We start from the raw sequence: 15,902 nt of genomic DNA, 5'->3' as shown, positions 1-15,902 counted from the left end.
ATGGTCTATGCGACATCGGACGGATCGCCGGGCAAGCGGCTCAGGGTCGGCATGGTCGGCGGCGGGCGCAACGCCTTTATCGGCGCCGTGCATCGGCTCGCCATGCGCCTCGACGACCAGATCGTTCTGGTCGCCGGCGCGTTGTCGTCCGACCCGGAGAACGCAGCCGCCTCGGCCGCCGAGATCGGCATCGCGCCGGAACGCAGCTATGCCGATTATCGCGCCATGGCAAAGGCTGAAGCGGCGCGGCCCGACGGCATCGAGGCGGTCGTTATCGTCACGCCCAACCATCTGCACGCGCCGATCGCCACCGCCTTTCTCGAGGCTGGCATCGATGTGATCTGCGACAAGCCGCTGTCGACGACGCTGGCCGAGGCAGAAGCATTGGTGGCGCTGGCGCAGGTGAAAAAGCGCCGCTTCGTCGTCACGCTCAACAACACCGGCTACGCCATGGTCCGGCAGGCGCGCGAGATGGTGGCGGCGGGCGCCCTTGGCCGCATCGTGTCCGTGCATGGCGCCTACATTCAGGATTGGCTGACGAAGCCGATCGACGCCGAGGGTCAGAAGCAGGCGGAGTGGCGCACCGACCCGGCGCGCGCGGGGCAGTCGGCCGTGCTGGCCGATATCGGCGTGCATGCCTTCAACCTCGCAAGCTACATCTCCTGCTGCGAGGCCGAGGCGGTGTCGGCCGATCTGTTCACCGCCGTGCCGGGACGCCGGCTCGACGACAATGCGCATGTGCTGGTGCGCTGGACCGGCGGGGCGCGGGGCACGATCCTGGCCAGCCAGACCTCGCCCGGTCACTACAATGACCTCTCCGTGCGCATCTATGGCGACAGAGCCGGAATCGAATGGTTGGGCGGGCGGCCGGAGGAATTGCGCTTCTCGGTCTATGGCGAGGAAACCCGCACGTTGGTGCGCGGCGGCCACGGCTCGACCGCGGAAAGCCAGCGCGTCTCGCGCATGCCGGCGGCGCATCCGGAAGGCTATATAGAGGCCTTCGCCAATTTCTACCGCGACGCCGCTGATATTATCCGCGCGCATCGGTCGGGCGGCGTGGTCGATGCAGCGCGTACGGCGCAGGTGCCGGATGTTGTCGATGGCGCACGCGGGGTGAAGTTTGTTGCGGCGGCGGTGGAGTCGAATGCGGCGGGTGGCGCGTGGACGGCGGCGCGGTTTGGGTGAGTGAGACGACGAGCTGCCGTGGTTCAGCGGCAGAGGCGCCACCCTATGCGATTGCTTTGGGTCCAGCAACGAACCGATCCGCATTGCTTTCCGAATTGTCCGCTCAACGCCGCTTTCCGCGACCGCCGGGAGATTTGTTGCCGCGCGGCCCGCTCTGAACCGGCGTATTCCCTTGGTTCTCCTCGGACAGTTTGCGCCAGCGGGCAAGGCGCTCGGGATCGAGCGTACCGGCCTTCAAGGCAGCCTGCACGGCGCAGCCCGGTTCGTGGACATGGGTGCAGTCGCGGAACTTGCACAGCGGCGCAAGCTCGGTGATTTCGGCAAACAGCGTGTCGATGCCGGAAGCGACGTCACTGACATGCAGCGTGCGCATGCCGGGCGTATCGATCACCCAGCCGCCGCCGGCAATGGCGTGCAACGATCGCGCCGTGGTGGTGTGGCGTCCCTTGGCATCGTGCTCCCTGATGCCGGCGGTCTGTTGCGGCGATTGCTGCGCCGAGCCGGCCAGCGTGTTGACCAGCGTCGATTTGCCGACGCCGGAGGAGCCGACCAGCGCCACCGTCTGGCCCGCGCCGCACCAGGGGGCGAGGGTCGTTGCGGCATCGGCGGCGCGCGGGTTCAGCATCACCACGGCCAGTCCGCGCTGAAGGGACGCGGCCTGGCGTTGGTACGCCTCGGCGTCTTCGGCCGTGTCGGCCTTAGTCAGCAGGAGCACCGGCGTCGTTCCGGCCTCGTTGGCGAGCGCCAGATAGCGCTCGAGCCGGGCGATGTTGAAGTCGGCGTTGCAGGAAGTGACGATGAACAGCGTGTCGACATTGGCAGCGGCCAGTTGCGGCACCCTGCCGCCCTGCGTGCGGCGCTCCAGCACCGTCTTGCGGGTCAGGCGGCGGCGCAGCAGGTGAGTGTCGGGCTCGACCAGCACCCAGTCGCCGACGGCATAGTCGCCGGTGTTGGCATTGGGAGGTAGTGTCAGATCCGTTGGCCCTGCCAGAGATAGGCCGGCCAGGCGGTCGCGATGCACCGAGGCGATGCGCGCCGGGATGAGGTCTTTCTCATCAGGTTCAAGCTGATCGCAGAAAAAATCCACCCATCCGAGGCTGGCGAGGGTTGCGGGATCTGTCACAGCCTTGATCAAGGGGACGGTGTCGCAGGCATCGGGGGGTATCCTTGGCAAATGGGCCGACAACAGCCTTTTGAAGCAGGGCGATGATCCGAGCCGTTCTATGGGGGCATGACGGTGTTTGGCAAGCCGAGCCATCAAAAGCGAGGGGAGGCCCGGCATCCACGGCAGCTTTTCTTCCCCGCGGCGGACGTCGGGACCTGGAGCGATCTGGCGGCTACCGATCCCGATCCGTTTGCGGATGAAAAAGAACGCGCCGCGGCCAAGAAAAAGAAGAGACCGCCGCAGGCGTGAGCGGAGTTCGCGCGCACCGAGGCGCGCTGTCTTCCTTGCGAGAGGGGAGGGGATGGCCGGCGCCACAGGGGGCGGGGGGTTGGGATGGGGTTGCCTGAAGCACCGGCCAAAGCGGGACATGTCCCACGCCCAACAAGCTAGCAGAGGTTGGATCGGTTCATATGGTGTGATCGCGGAACTGGCGCAAAAGCGCTTTCGCATCGCCGCTTCGGCGCCGCCAAAGGCCGCGCAACCGGGGGTTTCCAGTGGGTTGCGCGGGTTGCGCAAGCGCCGGTTGAATGTGCTCGGGCAACTGTCGTTTTGAGTGTTGGTTCGAGCGTCATGTGGAGCGCTGCCAGGGCGGCAAGTTCATCGTCGTGGACTATAGCCGCGAGAGAGCGCGCATCAGCGACATGTCTCTGAGTTCGGCGATCGGGCCGGAGACGACGATGCGGCCGTTCTGCATGAGATAGACGCGTGAGGCCTGTCAATCACCGCTGTCGAATGAGCTCATGGCCAAGGTGAAGGCTATCTACGACCAGGACATCAAGCCCACGTGCATCAGCGCTGGTGACTGAGAGTTTTCCCTTCGCCTTCTATGCCATCTTCACCTTCGGCTCGCGCGCCCACAGGCGCAGCGCGCCGAGGGCAGACAGGAAGCCAGCGATATCCTTGGGTCCGGAGAGGGCGATGCAGCCCTCGTCGAGGCTGTCGGCAACCCCTGCCTTGTCGAGCAGCGGCAGTGCGGCCTCGACATAGCCGATGAACTTGCAATGGGCGAAAGCATCGGCGACGAAATCGCGGGCCGTGGATTCCTTGAGCAGGTCGGCCATTGCCGCCTTGGCGGGCAGCAGGGCGACCGCATCGTAGAGCACGGACGGGCCGCCACCGATCATCTGCTGAGCCTCGATAAGGCTGCCGTCACTAGCTTTGGCGCCACCGACCTTCGGGGCGATGATCTCGAACACCGCGCTGGCCTTGGCCAAGGCACCGGTCAGCGCCTTGAGCAGAGCCGCATCGGTGCCGTCGCTCACCAATATGCCGAGCTTGCGGCCCTCGAAACGGTTGGGGCCGTTGGCGACGATGCTGAGGGATGGTGCCGCAGTCAGATCCCGCCTTGTGGCAATGGCCGCATCGGCCGGCTTCGGCATCGCCTTCAGGCCAAGCCCGTCGCCGACCTTGTTGGCCAGCCCTTCATCGATGTTGAGCAGGTGCGAGACCATGCGCTCGCGAATGACAGGCGTCTGCACCTTGCTGAGCTCGAAGGTCAGAGCCGCCGCTATATGGCCTTGTTCGGGCGGCGTCTGGCTGATGTAGAACTGCCGCGCTTGGCTGTAATGGTCTGCGAAGCTTTCGGCGCGGATGCGCTGTTTGGGACCCAGCTCGGTCTCGGCAAACGAGCGGAAGCCGCGCTGCGGCGATTCCCTTGGGCCTTCGCCGAAGGAATTCGGCTGGTAGTTCACTCGTCCGACCGGGTTGCGCATGGCCATATGGCCGTCCTGTTGGAAATGGTGGAACGGGCATTTGGGCGCATTGATCGGGATGTGGGTGAAGTTGGTGCTGCCCAGCCGCTTAATCTGCGTGTCGAGGTAGGAAAAATTCCGGCCCTGCAGCAGCGGGTCGTTGGAGAAGTCGATGCCGGGTGGAACGTTCTGGGTCATGAACGCGACCTGCTCGGTCTCGGCGAAGAAATTGTCGGGCATGCGGTCGAGCACCAGGCGGCCGACCGCGATCGGCGGCAGGATCTCTTCCGGGATGAGCTTGGTGGCGTCGAGCACGTCGAAATCGAAGCTGTCGGCAAAGTCCTGGTCGAACAGCTGCAGCTGCAGCTCCCACTCCGGAAAGTTGCCGGCCTTGATCGACTCCCAGAGGTCGCGGCGATGAAAGTCCGGATCGGCGCCGTTGATCTTCACCGCCTCGTTCCAGGCCACGGATTGCAGCCCGAGCTTCGGCTTCCAGTGGAATTTGACGAAGGTCGATTCGTCCTTGGCGTTGAGCATGCGGAAGGTGTGGACACCAAACCCTTCCATGAAGCGGAAGGAGCGCGGGATCGCCCGGTCCGACATCACCCACATTATCATGTGCATGGATTCGGGCGTCAGCGAGATGAAATCCCAGAAATTGTCATGTGCCGATTGCGCCTGTGGGAAGGCGCGATCGGGCTCCTCTTTGACAGCATGCACCATGTCGGGAAACTTGATCGCATCCTGGATGAAGAACACCGGAATGTTGTTGCCGACGATGTCCCAGTTGCCTTCCTGCGTGTAGAGCTTGACGGCGAAGCCGCGCACGTCGCGCGCCAGGTCGAATGAGCCCTTGTTACCGGCCACGGTGGAGAAGCGCACGAAGGCCGGCGTCTTTTCGCCGGCGCGCTGGAAGATGTCGGCGCGAGTGTATTTGGCGAGGGACTCATAGGTTTCGAAATAGCCGTGGGCGCCATAGCCGCGCGCATGCACGACACGCTCTGGGACACGTTCATGATCGAAGTGAAAAATCTTCTCGCGGAAATGGAAGTCTTCGAGAACGGTCGGGCCGCGGGCGCCGATCTTCAGTGAATTCTGGTCGTCCGAGACCGGGCCGCCCTGCGCGGTGGTGAGGACTGGAACGTCGCCCTCGGCAGTCTGATGCAATTCGCCGCCTTCGCCTCGAACCAGCTTCTGATCGTGGATGACTGCCTGATTGCCGGCGCGGCTTGGAGACTTGGTCATGGATGGTTTCCTTGGAGCGAGTGCATGCATTCTTGGGCATCGGACATAACGAAGCCCCGCCGCCTTTCGGCGACGGGGCTCGATGATCAGAGCGGGCTGGTGTTGCGCACCCTGTCGCGCTCGGCCTCGATGTCGGTATAAGGGTCGGCATCGGCGTCGAAGCCGGTCCAGCCATCGGCTTCGTAGACGCCGCGACGCTCGTCCAGATCGACGGAATTTGTCTGCCCGAGGATAAGCTCGGCTTGGCCGGCGAGCTCGTCGCTTACCCTGGCGGTGACCAGCGTGCCACCGCGGCGGACGCCCTCGGCGTAAACGTGGGCATCCCTTTCCGGTACACCGGACTCGGTGAGCGCGCCGACAATGCCACCCGCGGCACCGCCGACCACCGCGCCGCCAACCGCGCCGACGGCTGTTGCGGCCAGCCAACCGGCGGCCACGACCGGGCCGACGCCCGGAATGGCCATCAGGCCAAGGCCGGTCAGCAACCCGCCGGCACCGCCGATGACGGCGCCGACGCCGGCGCCGCCGGCTGCATCTTCGGCGGCTTTGGAGCTGTCGCTGTTCTCATACCAATCGTTCGAATTGTTGGCGACGATGCTGATGTCGGCATGCGGCACGCCGCTCGCTTCCAGTTCACCGACGGCGTCGGCAGCGTCATCGTAATTGTCGAAAAGTCCGGTTACGGTTTTCATGGTTTTTCCTCGATTTCTGTTCAGCGGTTCAGTTGGTGCCGGCAACCACGTTGCCCTGATAGTCGAGCGCCACGGTCGTGGTCTTGCCATCCTTGGTCGCCTGGCCCCGCCAGATGCCCTTGTCGTCTTTCGTCAGTGCGGACACGTCGGAGAAGCCGGCATCCTGGATGCGGCTCCTGGCCTGGTCCTCGGTGAAGCTGTTGGCGCCGGGGACCGGGGCGGCCGGATTGGCGGTGTCGGTCGTGGTCACGGCCGGGGTGGTCGAACTGGTGGTCGACGATGCATTGTCCGTGGCGGAAGCGATCTTTTCGATCATTTCCTGATGCATCTTGAGTGTCGGCAAGGTTTCCGAGGCGAAGGACTTCAGCTGCGCATTGTCGCCGTCCTTGGCATAGCTCTCGAACAGGGTGACCGCTTCGGAATGCGCATCGCGCTGCATCTGGACATAGGGCTTGTCGTCCTTGGCATTCTGCAAGCTATCGAGATCGGCTTTGTGCTTGGCGTCCAGTTCCTTAGGCACCGTCAGCTTCTGCTCGCCGGCGATGGACTCGAGCTTGGCGTTGGCCCCGCCATGATCGTCGATCATCTTCTGCGCGAAATCCTTGACGCCCTGGTCCTGGGCCTTGCCTTCGAAGATCTTGCTGGAATCCACTTCGAACATACCGCCGACGGCGGCCTTGTCGACGAAGTCCTGCGCGCTGTCGGCAGCGAAAGCGGGGAGGGCGAAGGTCAGGGTTGTGGCGGTGGCCAGTGAAGCCAGAATTAGACGAGTTTTCATAAGGCTGATCCTTTGTTGGGACGGATGTGCTGTCGAGCTAACAAGGATCGGTCGGCTTTGTTCCGGCGTGCGAGTGATTATCCCCGGCGATTCAAATCCGGAATCCATCGGCCGGAGTTGCCTCACCCTGCCTTCCCTTGCGCGAGGTGGCCGGCGCGGAACTTTCTGCCCGCGCGCCAATTTTTCTACCGCTGGCAGACCCGCCAGCCACTCCAGAAGCTCTGCCCGCTGGCTTGCGCCAGCGGGCCTCTTTTGCGCGCCAGGCTATTGAAGTTGGTGGCTGGCGAGCCGGATGCTTCTTGGCTGGTGATTGGAACCTAAATTTTCCGGACGTGTTTTGCCTCGAGCAGAAATCCGAAAGGTGGCACCGCATGGATCTCACCTATCGAGCCTAGGTAAATCGACGCATGAACCGGTTTCTATTCCTCGCGGCTGACTTCCTCTCAAGACCTCCCGGCTTCTATGTGATGATCGTTGCCATGATCATCTGCACGGCCCTGGTTCCGTTCGGCCTCACCAATGCGGTGACCTATGCTCTATCCGTGGCGGCCATAGTTATCACCGGCGTGGTGTTGATCCAGGGCTACCGCGATACGGCAGCCATTCATGCCAAGCTCGACGAGATCATCGTCGCCCTCAACGAGACGCGCAACGACGTGGTCGGACTGGAACACAAGGATCCGGAAGAGATCAAAGCCAAGCTGCGCAAGCTCGAGGACGAGGCATCGACCCGCTGATACTGAAGCCGGCCGAGGCTCGCCCAAGGATGTCATTCTTGTGGTCCTGCCCTTCGCTAGTTCCAGCTTTCCAGGACCTCCTGCATGGCAACGGCCTCGACCTGCTCGCTGAACCGCGATCGGTAGAGTTCCATCAGCGCAGCATGTGTCTGGTCGGCCGAACTACAGATGGCATCAGTCACCACGATCACCCGAAGGCCCCGGTCGATCGCACCGAGCAAAGTGGCCAGCACACACACGTCCGTCTCGGCACCCGTAATGACGAGCGTGTCGACATTCAGCCGCGCCAGCGCCGCGTCAAGGCGCCCTTCCGTCCACGGTGAATAGACCCGCTTGTCGAGCACAGTCGCGGGCGGCACGAAACGCGCCAACTGCGGCATGATATCCACAAGCCTGCGATCGATATTGGCGAGGGTGACGTCCGCCCAGCGGCGGTAGTAGTGCGCCCACATGCCGTGTCCGTCGCCCGGCTTCTCGGCCGGGACAAAGCGGGTAAACACGGTTTGATGGGGATGTTTGGCGGCAAGCTCCTCAATCGCCGGAAGGACCTTTGGCACCCAGGGCACTGCCCATGGCCCTTCAGGCGCAAACAGCCGTTGCATGTCGATGCATAGATGAAGGCAGGTTTGTCCCAGAGGACCATGGACCAGACCACGCGCCGCCATCGTCAACTCCCGACTACATGGATCCCAAACGCTTCAAAGATCATCAGGTCCGCAGGTCCTTGGTCACATCATCCAACATCCCAAGTGCAGAACTTTGTTTGTCGGTTGCAGCAGGCGCTGGTCGATTGCAGCCTTCCTCTCGAACAGAAGTCCCGATGCCTGAGCATCGGGACTTCCTTGAGCCGGCAGGCTGGACGAACAGGCCCTATGCCGCTTCCGCCGCGACGTTGACCGCGGACTCGGCGAGTTCGGTCAGGGCCACGTCGGTTTCCTTTTCTTCGCTCAGCGTGAGGTCGAGCAGTTTGACCGCGTCGTTATAGCCGAGTTCCGAAGCCCAGGTGCGCAAGGTGCCGTAGCGCGAAATCTCGTAGTGCTCGACCGCCTGTGCTGCCGCCAGCAGGCCGGCGTCGAGTGCCGCGGCGCCTTTGTACTCGTCCATGATCTCGGCACCTTCCTCAGTGATGCCCATGATGGCGGCGCAGGTCTTGCCGACCGGCTTCTTGCCGATGACTCCGAAGACGCCCTCCAGCCGGGTCACGTGCTCTTCGGTCTGGCCGCGGTGCTTTTCGAAGGCTGCCTTCAGGTCAGGGCTTTGTGCTGCCTTGGCCATTTTCGGCAGGGTCGCGAGGATCTTCTTTTCGGCAAAATAGATGTCCTTCAGCGTGTCGTGAAAGAGGTCGCTCAGGTCTTTGGATGTCTTGCTCGGTGCCATTGGATATCTTCCTTGTTAGAGGCGCCTGTTAGGCGGGATACAAGGGGTCAACTCCTCCGCCTTACACAGGTTCCTGCAACCGATGAAGAAAGGCGGCTGCCCTCACTGCCTGGGCGGCTCACCGCTTTTGGAACGGCGACCGAGCGGCGCTATCAGACTTGGCTAAGCTCGCCGTAAAGCGCGTCTTCCTCAAAGACACCGCGCCTGAAAAGCTCCATCGCCGCCGCTGCGAGCGCGGCGGCCTCCGCGCAACCTTCGTCCAGGCTGCGCTCGGCGCGGATGCGGTCGTACACTTTTTTCAACAGCGTCAGGTCGTCCGGATATCCGATGCCGCTCTTCGATATGAAATGCTCGACCAAGCACGCCCTCCGCCCTGCGTGTTTTCGCTTACAGCAGTTCACCGTTTCACGAAAACGGCGAGCTACCCTATCTTTGTTCTTGCGCAATTCCGGACGGAAAACCGTTTCATGGAATTGCTCTAGTCACGCTGCCACTGCCTGCTGCGCATCGCCACTGCCTCAACGAAAGCGCGTGCCGCCGCATCGCATGCGATCTTCGAGGGCCCGTTGGTACACAGAACGATCTCCGCGGCGCGCATCGAGAGTCCAAATTTTGCTGCGAAGCTTTCCGTGTCGTAAGGCACGTCGACCGGAATATCGTTTTCAGTTTTCATCACAAGTTTCCCAACGGCACTGATCTAGAAATCGGCGGATGTTTCGCTGTCGCCCATCGTTGGCAGGCCGCTGACGATGGCATTGCCATACCAGGCTTCGCATGTCCTTGTGGTTATGGCAGCAACCAGCTTGGCATAAGTATCTGCGCCGGAGCCGTGCGCCCGCAGAATTTCCCACGCCAGATCGTCGCGCGGCAAAGGATCGACTAGTCCGTTGGATTTGGACCAATGCCGGAAAACACGCCTGCAAAGCGCAAGCTCTTCGCTGTTCAAGACGCCGATCGGCATAGGGCTACCCTCCTGCGAAGCGGGCGCAGCGCGCCTGCCTCGGCATTGCCGCGTCTGGATTGATCGCGTGGAGTGATTATGCCCTTATTTGGATTGTCCGCTTCAACGTATGTTAAGCTCGGGCGCTCCATTCTTGCCAACCTTGCGCTGTTGGGCAAGTCATTCCAGCTTTTCGACGACCCTCATGAGAGGTGGTCCTGTTGCCGCCTTTTTGGCCACGGGTTATCATATGTTAGTGCTGCTTCCGGACGGGCTTGAACCTGCAGGGGATTTCACCGCAAGTTGGACTAATGGGCGTGAACTTTCTCAGTCGAAAGCTTCTCAATTTCGGGCGCCTCGACGAAGCCGATCTTTCTCTGCTTGACTCGATCGTGAGCGAGACCCGCACCGTCCGGGCCTATGTCGATCTGATCTCGGAAGGAGACAGGCCGGGCGACGTCCATCTGGTGCTGAGCGGATTTGCCTGCCGCTACAAGATCTTGCAGGACGGCCGGCGCCAGATCATGGCTTACCTGGTGCCTGGTGACCTCTGCGACCTGCATGCCTATCTGCTCGAACACATGGATCATTCCGTCGGAACGCTTGCCGCATGCCAGGTTGTGGATGTCAGCCGCTCGGCCATCCAGCAACTGCTTGACCGCCCGGCGATCGCCAGAGCCATGCTGATGAGCACGATGGTCGATGAGGGTACCTTGCGCGAGTGGCTGGTCAACATCGGCCAGAGACAGGCCGAGCCGAGAATTGCGCATCTGCTGTGCGAATTGCTGGCGCGGTTGCGGTCGGTCGGCCTCGTGTCGGACGACAGATACACGCTGCCGCTCACGCAGGTCGAGTTGGCCGACACAATGGGCGTCACGCCGGTGCATATGAACCGGGTCCTGCAGTCGCTTCGCCGCAAATCCTTGATCAGCCTCGAAGGCGACCAGCTGACGGTGCTCAACCCCAAGGGGCTCGAGCAGGAGGCCGGGTGGAACCCGAACTACCTGCATCTGCGCAAAAAACCTGCGTTCAGTGACTGAGCCTTTGCGCGGGGCCTCAATGCATAGGGCCTTAACGCATGTGAATGCGGGAGCGGCAAATTTCCTGTCTTATGGCAAGACCAGCCCATCCCATCCCGGGTTGCGGATAGAACTTCGAGGCAGTCCCGATGCCCAGATATTTCTTCGACACCGGTTATGGACCGCTGCTGCGCGACGAAGACGGCGTCGTACTGGTCGATATCGAGGCTGCCTGGGAACAGGCAACACAGACCACCGGACACATATTACGCGATCTGGACGGCAACTTTGAACGCGATCGGGAATGGCGCATGGAAGTCAGCGATGGCGAGGGCCGGAGGCTGTTTACCCTGCACATCTCGACCACAGTCCACGGGGACTGGGCGCCGGCCGTCAGAGGGTGAAGGGATTCGGGGACGCAAGGGGTTCGCGCAGTCCCGTCAACCGGGGAATCGTGTACCTTGGCCGGTCTTGATTCACATATGTGGTTGACCGCGCCATCAGAAAGCGGAGGATCGCTTGTCGCCCGCCTCTAACGGCATACGGGTGCTTGGTAGCCACATCAGGTGCTCCCGCCACAATGCGGGGCCCCCATGACAAAACTCCACTTCCGCGATTCCGTTTCCGCCTTCGACTGCGATGTGATCCGTGAGGCGTTCAAGGCCTGGGTCCTGCAGGAGAATATTCCGGAGCATAAATGGCGCGACGGCGCCGCGCAGATGGTGCGGTCGATGACCGACCACGATGACGCGGATCCTGCCATGCTCGACTGGATTGTGCGCAAGTAGGCGCTACCAAACTGAGCGCGTCGGGTCGAAGCGGAGTCATGCGACCCGAGCCGACGCTGCCGACGCGCCTATTTGTTCTCCTGGCGCTTTTCGATCTCGTAGGTGAGCCAGCGGCAGAACATGCCGACGATCGATGCCACGGCACCGCCGAGCAGGCAGGCGGCCAGCAGCGGATTTTGTGAAGCGCTCGACCAGCTCACGATGGCCAGCAGGACGACACTGCCGGTCGAAATCAGATAGCCGACGCCCTTGAGCAGATGCAGAGCAGCTCTTGTCATTCCCCTGAAATCTCCCTGTCAGAATCTCCTTAGCCGGCGGCCTGTCCTCCGGAACATTCTTCCTGTCTTGAAGTTCCATCCAAGCGAACCGGATTCGAGAGAAGCACGCCGATGCCCGACTACCTGAAACTGCCGACCACGACCAAGGGTATGGTCAGAGTGGTGATCGAGACCCCGCGCGGGGCTGCCGCCAAAATGGCCTATGACCCGGCCATCCAGGCCTTCGCCTATGTTCGCCCGTTGCCGGTCGGGATGACCTATCCCTACGACTGGGGCTTTATCCCTTCGACACTCGGCGAGGATGGCGATCCCCTCGACGGGCTGGTCATCCACCAGGCGGCCACAGCCCCCGGCATCGTCATCAAATGCGATCTGCTGGGCGCCTTGCGGGTCAAGCAGAAGGACAAGGGCGGCGCGGCCCTGCGCAATGACCGCTACATCTTTTGCCCACGCAAGGAGGATGCCGAAGACGAGCCGGTCGCCGCGGACCAGGTGCCCGAGCATCTCAGGCGCGAGATCGAACAGTTCTTTCTGTCGTCGGTGCTGGGAACGGGCAAGACGATCAGGTTCAAAGGCTGGCAGGACGCCAACGCGGCGCGCAAGTCCATCAAAAAGGGAATGAAGGCCTTCACGGCCCGCAAATGAACACCGCCCGCGGTGGCCACCGAGGTTCAGCGATCGTTGCGTTCGAGGCTGCGCGCGACCTCGGTCTGGGCGACCTGCAACAGCGTGTCTATTTCGAACATCGCCACGGCATGCCCGCTATCGCGGATGACAATCCGGGCGCGGTGGAGCAGGTCCGAAACCGCTCGCAACGTTTCAGAATGGCTCGATGGATTCGACAACGGCGTGCCCTCCATCAGGCACAACCGTTGGATCGGCAGACTGTTCCCAAAAAGCATGTCGCTGTCGTTTTGCAGGGGCTCGGCCGCCAATGAGGGAGTGCGTCTTCTCGCCGATCATCAAGCATTCGCAGCCAATGCTAAATCCGCGTCACCGCCTCCAATCCCAGCCGCATTCGCTGGCCTTCAGCGAAGGTCAGGGCGAACGCCTCGAGTTCGAACGACGTTGTGGTCGCCTTGCCGTCTTCGATCACGCGGACGAACCATTCGCCGCAGGCTTCGACCACTTCGATGGCGGGTGGATCAACTCTGTTGCTCTGGACGTTATCCATCGCAATTCTCCTCAAGAGCAATGGGAAACGTCTATTTTTATAAGGCTCGCGCGAAGCGCTTTTCAATATCAAAAGTTAGCGGCGGCCGGGCGAATGGCGGTGAGCGCGGTCAGGGGAACCATCCTTGTCTGTTGGCCGTTCACCGTACCTCAATGAAAGGAACAGCCATGGCCGATAACGAAACCCCGAAGATTTCCACCCGAGAAGCCCAGGAAGCCCTGGAGAAGCAGGTCGCATCGCTGAAGCGCGAGATCAGCAAGATCAACAGGACGCTTGCCGACCGCGCCGAAGAGGCCGTCGAAGAGGCAGGCGGCTGGTATGGCAGCGCCACCGAACGCGCGGCACGGGCAGCGCAGCAACTGAGATCGCAGGCGCAGACAGTGTCCGAAACCGTCCAGCAAAATCCCGGTACCATCAGCAGCGCTTTCGTGCTCGGTGGCATTGCCGGGCTGTTGATCGGCCTGCTGCTCGGGCAAGCACAGGAACGTGACCGCCGCTGGTTCTAGCGGGCAGCCGGAGGTGAATTTGGCGCGGTCTGTCCCGTTGCGGGATGGACCGCGGATTATCGCACCTGCCGGCTTGGCCGGCGGGCTTTCATTCTGGGGTGGATTGCCAGATCGGTCGCAGGCCTTGGCATATATTTCCTTGCTTTGAAATTCGGGATTGACAGCTGTCCTACTAGTAGGTAGGTAAGCGTCATGACCAATCTTGTGATGACCTCCGATCAGATTCTGGCGTCGGCGCGAAACTTCATCGTGTCGGGCGGCTACAACGGATTCAGCTATGCCGACATCGCCGGCGAGGTGGGAATCCGCAAGGCGAGTATCCACCATCATTTCCCCAGCAAGGTCGATCTCGTCCGGACGCTTGTTGCCCGCCATCGCGAGCGGACCGAACTCGCCATGGCAGATCTGGAAAGCAAGGTCCCTGACTCGTTTGCACTGCTTCGAGCCTATGCCGGGCACTGGGCAAGATGCATTGAAGACGCGAGCGTCCCGTTTTGCGTTTGCGCGCTGCTTGCCAGCGAACTCCCGGCACTCCCGCCTGAAGTTGCCGTCGAGGTGCGGACTTACTTTCGCTTTCTGTCGTCCTGGTTGACCAAGGTCATGGAGCGGGGCGCTGCACAGGGGATTCTCAGATTCGCCGGCTCTGCCGGGCTGGAGGCCGAGACGTTCATGGCGACTGTCCATGGCGCGATGCTGTCGGCGCGTGCCTATGGCAACCCTGCCGTCTTTGACGCCATCCTGACGCCGACCGTGCAACGTCTATCGGCGAAGGTTCACTAACAGGGAATTCGCGCCGGCAGAGGGGGCGAACCCTCCACCGAATCCCGTAACGCATCCATCCTACCTACCTTCTAGTAGGTATACTAACTTAAACACGAAAGGAAATCAGAATGCTTGCCCAGACAAATGAAACCAACCCATCCACCTGGCTCAAGAGCTACTATTTCACACGCTTTGCCGTCGCGGCCGCCTGGGTGCTCCTGGCGTTCACGGTCGCCAAGGCAATGCCGTCCCTGGCAGCCGTTATGCTGGTCGCTTATCCCGCCTGGGATGCGCTGGCCAATTTCGTCGACGCCCGGCGCAGCGGCGGCTTGAGCCGCAACAAGACGCAGCTGCTCAACTTCGTCATCAGCGTCGTCACCACGGTGGCGGTCGCCATTGCCCTCGGCAAGTCCATGAATGCGGTCCTGGCGGTGTTCGGCGTCTGGGCGGTCCTGTCTGGCCTTTTCCAGCTCGCCACCGCGATTCGACGCTGGAAGTCCGGCGCGCAATGGGCGATGGTGCTGAGCGGCGCCCAGTCGGCGCTGGCCGGCATCTTTTTTGTGAAGATGGCGGGCACTGCGGCGGTGATCGACATCACCAACGTCGCGCCCTATGCCGCGTTCGGCGCCTTCTACTTCCTGGTCTCCGCCGTCTGGCTGACGGTGAGCGACGCGCGGCGCAAGTCGGCACCGGCCGCTGGCTGAGGGCCTCACCGGTCCGAAGCGATATTGAGATCCGCGCCCCCTGACGGCGGCCCCCAACAGTTCAGTTGAGTTTCCTGGCCGCGGTCGTATGTTTGTTGACCGCGGTGGAGGATCACAAGTGACCATTCATAGCAAGGCCACGGAGGCTGGAATTCTCCGGCCATCCGAACTCGACCTGTTGGGGCGTGTATTTCAGCAGCTCAAGCGCGACGGTCAATCGCCGGAAGCACGCGATGCTCTCGCATCCCGGATTATCGCGAACTACATGGCCGGCGTGGTCGACGAAGCCGAGCTCGTCAGTCTTTCGAGGCAGCCGCTGGGCCGGTAGCGCCTTCCAACCCGCGTTCCGGAATGATGGGTTTCAGTTCGTCAAATAAGAGGAATGAGCCAGTGCCGACTGACCCACCAGTAGAGCGACGGTCGCATATCCGGGACCTTGTTCTGAAGGAAGCGACGATCCAATCCGGCGACGCCACTATCAATTGCCTGGTCTGTAACCAGCACGCCCACGGTGCGGAGTTACGGGTGAAGGCCGACATCGCAATTCCCGACCGTTTCGTGCTTCACGTGCCCGTAGATCAAACCAGTTATCGCGCCGTGGTCCGGTGGAGAAGGAAGGAGCGACTTGGGGTGCAACTCGATTCGGGAAGGCAGACGTAGAGGCGGTAGCCACCACCCATGCCTGCATGCACCGCGCCTTGGGTGGATGTCCCCCCGCTTTCCGCGCAATCTCCGCTCGGATTGGCCAGCCGTAATCACAACTACGCTGATGCGAACGCGATTGCCGATCGACCGTCCAATGTCCAGCTGGCCCCCAGCCAATCAATTAGGCCGGGGTTACCTCAACCGGCCGACTTGGCA

The 15,902-nt window shown here is 62.0% G+C and carries 25 protein-coding genes; 13 read left to right on the top strand and 12 right to left on the bottom strand.

The window, feature by feature from the left end:
* A complete protein-coding gene (locus ACWGTI_RS04220; protein ID WP_454585939.1) occupies positions 1 to 1,185 on the top strand; it encodes a Gfo/Idh/MocA family protein in 1,185 nt (394 codons plus the stop codon).
* A gap of 103 nt (positions 1,186 to 1,288) precedes the next feature.
* Here the strand turns inward: ACWGTI_RS04220 and rsgA are convergent, their stop codons facing one another.
* On the bottom strand, positions 1,289 to 2,320 hold the full coding sequence (gene rsgA, locus ACWGTI_RS04215; protein ID WP_454585938.1) for a ribosome small subunit-dependent GTPase A: 1,032 nt from the start codon (positions 2,318 to 2,320) through the stop codon (positions 1,289 to 1,291).
* Positions 2,321 to 2,416: 96 nt separating this feature from the next.
* Between rsgA and ACWGTI_RS04210 the strand changes: the two genes are divergently transcribed.
* Entirely contained in the window at positions 2,417 to 2,599 is a 183-nt protein-coding gene (locus ACWGTI_RS04210; protein ID WP_454585937.1) for a hypothetical protein, read from the top strand.
* Between the two features lie 166 nt (positions 2,600 to 2,765).
* Positions 2,766 to 2,903 carry a hypothetical protein gene (locus tag ACWGTI_RS04205; protein ID WP_454585936.1) on the top strand — a complete coding sequence of 46 codons (138 nt, stop codon included), beginning with the start codon at positions 2,766 to 2,768 and terminating at the stop codon, positions 2,901 to 2,903.
* A gap of 271 nt (positions 2,904 to 3,174) precedes the next feature.
* On the opposite strand, the gene katE is transcribed toward ACWGTI_RS04205, so the two are convergent.
* The 3 genes from katE to ACWGTI_RS04190 form a co-directional block, all read right to left on the bottom strand.
* On the bottom strand, positions 3,175 to 5,286 hold the full coding sequence (katE, locus tag ACWGTI_RS04200) for a catalase (protein ID WP_454585935.1): 2,112 nt from the start codon (positions 5,284 to 5,286) through the stop codon (positions 3,175 to 3,177).
* An 86-nt stretch (positions 5,287 to 5,372) separates the two neighbouring features.
* Positions 5,373 to 5,978: a general stress protein gene (locus ACWGTI_RS04195; RefSeq protein WP_454585934.1), complete on the bottom strand. Its 606-nt coding sequence runs from the start codon at positions 5,976 to 5,978 to the stop codon at positions 5,373 to 5,375.
* 28 nt (positions 5,979 to 6,006) lie between these two features.
* The gene (locus ACWGTI_RS04190) at positions 6,007 to 6,756 is read right to left on the bottom strand and encodes a DUF4142 domain-containing protein (protein ID WP_454585933.1); all 750 of its coding nucleotides are present in this window, start codon (positions 6,754 to 6,756) and stop codon (positions 6,007 to 6,009) included.
* Positions 6,757 to 7,163: 407 nt separating this feature from the next.
* Here ACWGTI_RS04190 and ACWGTI_RS04185 point away from each other — a divergent pair, with 407 nt between their 5' ends.
* Positions 7,164 to 7,493: a low affinity iron permease family protein gene (locus tag ACWGTI_RS04185; protein WP_454585932.1), complete on the top strand. Its 330-nt coding sequence runs from the start codon at positions 7,164 to 7,166 to the stop codon at positions 7,491 to 7,493.
* 56 nt (positions 7,494 to 7,549) lie between these two features.
* On the opposite strand, the gene ACWGTI_RS04180 is transcribed toward ACWGTI_RS04185, so the two are convergent.
* The 5 genes from ACWGTI_RS04180 to ACWGTI_RS04160 all read right to left on the bottom strand — a co-directional run bounded on the left by ACWGTI_RS04180 (position 7,550) and on the right by ACWGTI_RS04160 (position 9,831).
* The gene (locus tag ACWGTI_RS04180; RefSeq protein ID WP_454585931.1) at positions 7,550 to 8,158 is read right to left on the bottom strand and encodes a cysteine hydrolase family protein; all 609 of its coding nucleotides are present in this window, start codon (positions 8,156 to 8,158) and stop codon (positions 7,550 to 7,552) included.
* A 205-nt stretch (positions 8,159 to 8,363) separates the two neighbouring features.
* Positions 8,364 to 8,870 carry a YciE/YciF ferroxidase family protein gene (locus tag ACWGTI_RS04175; protein WP_454585930.1) on the bottom strand — a complete coding sequence of 169 codons (507 nt, stop codon included), beginning with the start codon at positions 8,868 to 8,870 and terminating at the stop codon, positions 8,364 to 8,366.
* A 152-nt stretch (positions 8,871 to 9,022) separates the two neighbouring features.
* Positions 9,023 to 9,229 (bottom strand): hypothetical protein, encoded by a 207-nt coding sequence (locus ACWGTI_RS04170; protein ID WP_454585929.1) that lies wholly within the window; start codon positions 9,227 to 9,229, stop codon positions 9,023 to 9,025.
* Between the two features lie 119 nt (positions 9,230 to 9,348).
* Positions 9,349 to 9,543 (bottom strand): hypothetical protein, encoded by a 195-nt coding sequence (locus ACWGTI_RS04165; RefSeq protein ID WP_454585928.1) that lies wholly within the window; start codon positions 9,541 to 9,543, stop codon positions 9,349 to 9,351.
* 24 nt (positions 9,544 to 9,567) lie between these two features.
* A complete protein-coding gene (locus tag ACWGTI_RS04160) occupies positions 9,568 to 9,831 on the bottom strand; it encodes a hypothetical protein (protein ID WP_454585927.1) in 264 nt (87 codons plus the stop codon).
* 296 nt (positions 9,832 to 10,127) lie between these two features.
* On the opposite strand from ACWGTI_RS04160, the gene ACWGTI_RS04155 reads away from it, so the two are divergent.
* The 3 genes from ACWGTI_RS04155 (at position 10,128) to ACWGTI_RS04145 (ending at position 11,617) form a co-directional block, all read left to right on the top strand.
* Positions 10,128 to 10,850, top strand: coding sequence for a Crp/Fnr family transcriptional regulator (locus tag ACWGTI_RS04155; RefSeq protein WP_454585926.1), 723 nt, complete (start codon positions 10,128 to 10,130; stop codon positions 10,848 to 10,850).
* Positions 10,851 to 10,978: 128 nt separating this feature from the next.
* Positions 10,979 to 11,233, top strand: a complete 255-nt coding sequence (locus ACWGTI_RS04150) for a DUF6894 family protein (RefSeq protein WP_454585925.1) — start codon at positions 10,979 to 10,981, stop codon at positions 11,231 to 11,233.
* Between the two features lie 189 nt (positions 11,234 to 11,422).
* The gene (locus tag ACWGTI_RS04145; protein ID WP_454585924.1) at positions 11,423 to 11,617 is read left to right on the top strand and encodes a hypothetical protein; all 195 of its coding nucleotides are present in this window, start codon (positions 11,423 to 11,425) and stop codon (positions 11,615 to 11,617) included.
* Between the two features lie 68 nt (positions 11,618 to 11,685).
* Here ACWGTI_RS04145 and ACWGTI_RS04140 read toward each other — a convergent pair whose 3' ends face one another.
* The gene (locus tag ACWGTI_RS04140; protein ID WP_454585923.1) at positions 11,686 to 11,895 is read right to left on the bottom strand and encodes a hypothetical protein; all 210 of its coding nucleotides are present in this window, start codon (positions 11,893 to 11,895) and stop codon (positions 11,686 to 11,688) included.
* A gap of 111 nt (positions 11,896 to 12,006) precedes the next feature.
* Between ACWGTI_RS04140 and ACWGTI_RS04135 the strand changes: the two genes are divergently transcribed.
* Positions 12,007 to 12,540 (top strand): inorganic diphosphatase, encoded by a 534-nt coding sequence (locus tag ACWGTI_RS04135; RefSeq protein WP_454585922.1) that lies wholly within the window; start codon positions 12,007 to 12,009, stop codon positions 12,538 to 12,540.
* A gap of 26 nt (positions 12,541 to 12,566) precedes the next feature.
* On the opposite strand, the gene ACWGTI_RS04130 is transcribed toward ACWGTI_RS04135, so the two are convergent.
* Both ACWGTI_RS04130 and ACWGTI_RS04125 read right to left on the bottom strand, forming a co-directional pair.
* Complete coding sequence (locus tag ACWGTI_RS04130) at positions 12,567 to 12,830, bottom strand: hypothetical protein (RefSeq protein WP_454585921.1); 264 nt, start codon at positions 12,828 to 12,830, stop codon at positions 12,567 to 12,569.
* Positions 12,831 to 12,877: 47 nt separating this feature from the next.
* On the bottom strand, positions 12,878 to 13,069 hold the full coding sequence (locus ACWGTI_RS04125) for a hypothetical protein (RefSeq protein ID WP_454585920.1): 192 nt from the start codon (positions 13,067 to 13,069) through the stop codon (positions 12,878 to 12,880).
* Between the two features lie 167 nt (positions 13,070 to 13,236).
* Here ACWGTI_RS04125 and ACWGTI_RS04120 point away from each other — a divergent pair, with 167 nt between their 5' ends.
* From ACWGTI_RS04120 to ACWGTI_RS04100, 5 genes are all read left to right on the top strand, one after another.
* Positions 13,237 to 13,575, top strand: a complete 339-nt coding sequence (locus ACWGTI_RS04120; RefSeq protein ID WP_454585919.1) for a hypothetical protein — start codon at positions 13,237 to 13,239, stop codon at positions 13,573 to 13,575.
* A gap of 192 nt (positions 13,576 to 13,767) precedes the next feature.
* Positions 13,768 to 14,355, top strand: a complete 588-nt coding sequence (locus tag ACWGTI_RS04115; RefSeq protein ID WP_454585918.1) for a TetR/AcrR family transcriptional regulator — start codon at positions 13,768 to 13,770, stop codon at positions 14,353 to 14,355.
* Between the two features lie 110 nt (positions 14,356 to 14,465).
* Positions 14,466 to 15,041 carry a DUF308 domain-containing protein gene (locus ACWGTI_RS04110; RefSeq protein ID WP_454585917.1) on the top strand — a complete coding sequence of 192 codons (576 nt, stop codon included), beginning with the start codon at positions 14,466 to 14,468 and terminating at the stop codon, positions 15,039 to 15,041.
* 118 nt (positions 15,042 to 15,159) lie between these two features.
* Complete coding sequence (locus ACWGTI_RS04105; protein WP_454585916.1) at positions 15,160 to 15,369, top strand: hypothetical protein; 210 nt, start codon at positions 15,160 to 15,162, stop codon at positions 15,367 to 15,369.
* Positions 15,370 to 15,392: 23 nt separating this feature from the next.
* Positions 15,393 to 15,701, top strand: a complete 309-nt coding sequence (locus tag ACWGTI_RS04100; protein WP_454585915.1) for a PilZ domain-containing protein — start codon at positions 15,393 to 15,395, stop codon at positions 15,699 to 15,701.
* Positions 15,702 to 15,902 lie beyond the last annotated feature (201 nt).

The organism is Mesorhizobium sp. ArgA1, assembly GCF_053714375.1.
This window is presented reverse-complemented; position numbering and strand designations above follow the sequence as displayed.

Excerpts from the sequence above, each read along its gene's own strand:
- ACWGTI_RS04110 (WP_454585917.1), top strand. The coding sequence starts at position 14,466 with ATGCTTGCCCAGACAAATGAAACCAACCCATCCACCTGGCTCAAGAGC.
- ACWGTI_RS04210 (WP_454585937.1), top strand. The coding sequence starts at position 2,417 with ATGACGGTGTTTGGCAAGCCGAGCCATCAAAAGCGAGGGGAGGCCCGG.
- ACWGTI_RS04140 (WP_454585923.1), bottom strand. The coding sequence starts at position 11,895 with ATGACAAGAGCTGCTCTGCATCTGCTCAAGGGCGTCGGCTATCTGATT.
- ACWGTI_RS04180 (WP_454585931.1), bottom strand. The coding sequence starts at position 8,158 with ATGGCGGCGCGTGGTCTGGTCCATGGTCCTCTGGGACAAACCTGCCTT.
- ACWGTI_RS04125 (WP_454585920.1), bottom strand. The coding sequence starts at position 13,069 with ATGGATAACGTCCAGAGCAACAGAGTTGATCCACCCGCCATCGAAGTG.
- ACWGTI_RS04190 (WP_454585933.1), bottom strand. The coding sequence starts at position 6,756 with ATGAAAACTCGTCTAATTCTGGCTTCACTGGCCACCGCCACAACCCTG.
- ACWGTI_RS04195 (WP_454585934.1), bottom strand. The coding sequence starts at position 5,978 with ATGAAAACCGTAACCGGACTTTTCGACAATTACGATGACGCTGCCGAC.
- katE (WP_454585935.1), bottom strand. The coding sequence starts at position 5,286 with ATGACCAAGTCTCCAAGCCGCGCCGGCAATCAGGCAGTCATCCACGAT.
- ACWGTI_RS04100 (WP_454585915.1), top strand. The coding sequence starts at position 15,393 with ATGATGGGTTTCAGTTCGTCAAATAAGAGGAATGAGCCAGTGCCGACT.
- ACWGTI_RS04160 (WP_454585927.1), bottom strand. The coding sequence starts at position 9,831 with ATGCCGATCGGCGTCTTGAACAGCGAAGAGCTTGCGCTTTGCAGGCGT.
- ACWGTI_RS04120 (WP_454585919.1), top strand. The coding sequence starts at position 13,237 with ATGGCCGATAACGAAACCCCGAAGATTTCCACCCGAGAAGCCCAGGAA.
- ACWGTI_RS04135 (WP_454585922.1), top strand. The coding sequence starts at position 12,007 with ATGCCCGACTACCTGAAACTGCCGACCACGACCAAGGGTATGGTCAGA.
- ACWGTI_RS04175 (WP_454585930.1), bottom strand. The coding sequence starts at position 8,870 with ATGGCACCGAGCAAGACATCCAAAGACCTGAGCGACCTCTTTCACGAC.
- ACWGTI_RS04150 (WP_454585925.1), top strand. The coding sequence starts at position 10,979 with ATGCCCAGATATTTCTTCGACACCGGTTATGGACCGCTGCTGCGCGAC.
- ACWGTI_RS04165 (WP_454585928.1), bottom strand. The coding sequence starts at position 9,543 with ATGAAAACTGAAAACGATATTCCGGTCGACGTGCCTTACGACACGGAA.
- ACWGTI_RS04220 (WP_454585939.1), top strand. The coding sequence starts at position 1 with ATGGTCTATGCGACATCGGACGGATCGCCGGGCAAGCGGCTCAGGGTC.
- ACWGTI_RS04145 (WP_454585924.1), top strand. The coding sequence starts at position 11,423 with ATGACAAAACTCCACTTCCGCGATTCCGTTTCCGCCTTCGACTGCGAT.
- ACWGTI_RS04185 (WP_454585932.1), top strand. The coding sequence starts at position 7,164 with ATGAACCGGTTTCTATTCCTCGCGGCTGACTTCCTCTCAAGACCTCCC.
- ACWGTI_RS04115 (WP_454585918.1), top strand. The coding sequence starts at position 13,768 with ATGACCAATCTTGTGATGACCTCCGATCAGATTCTGGCGTCGGCGCGA.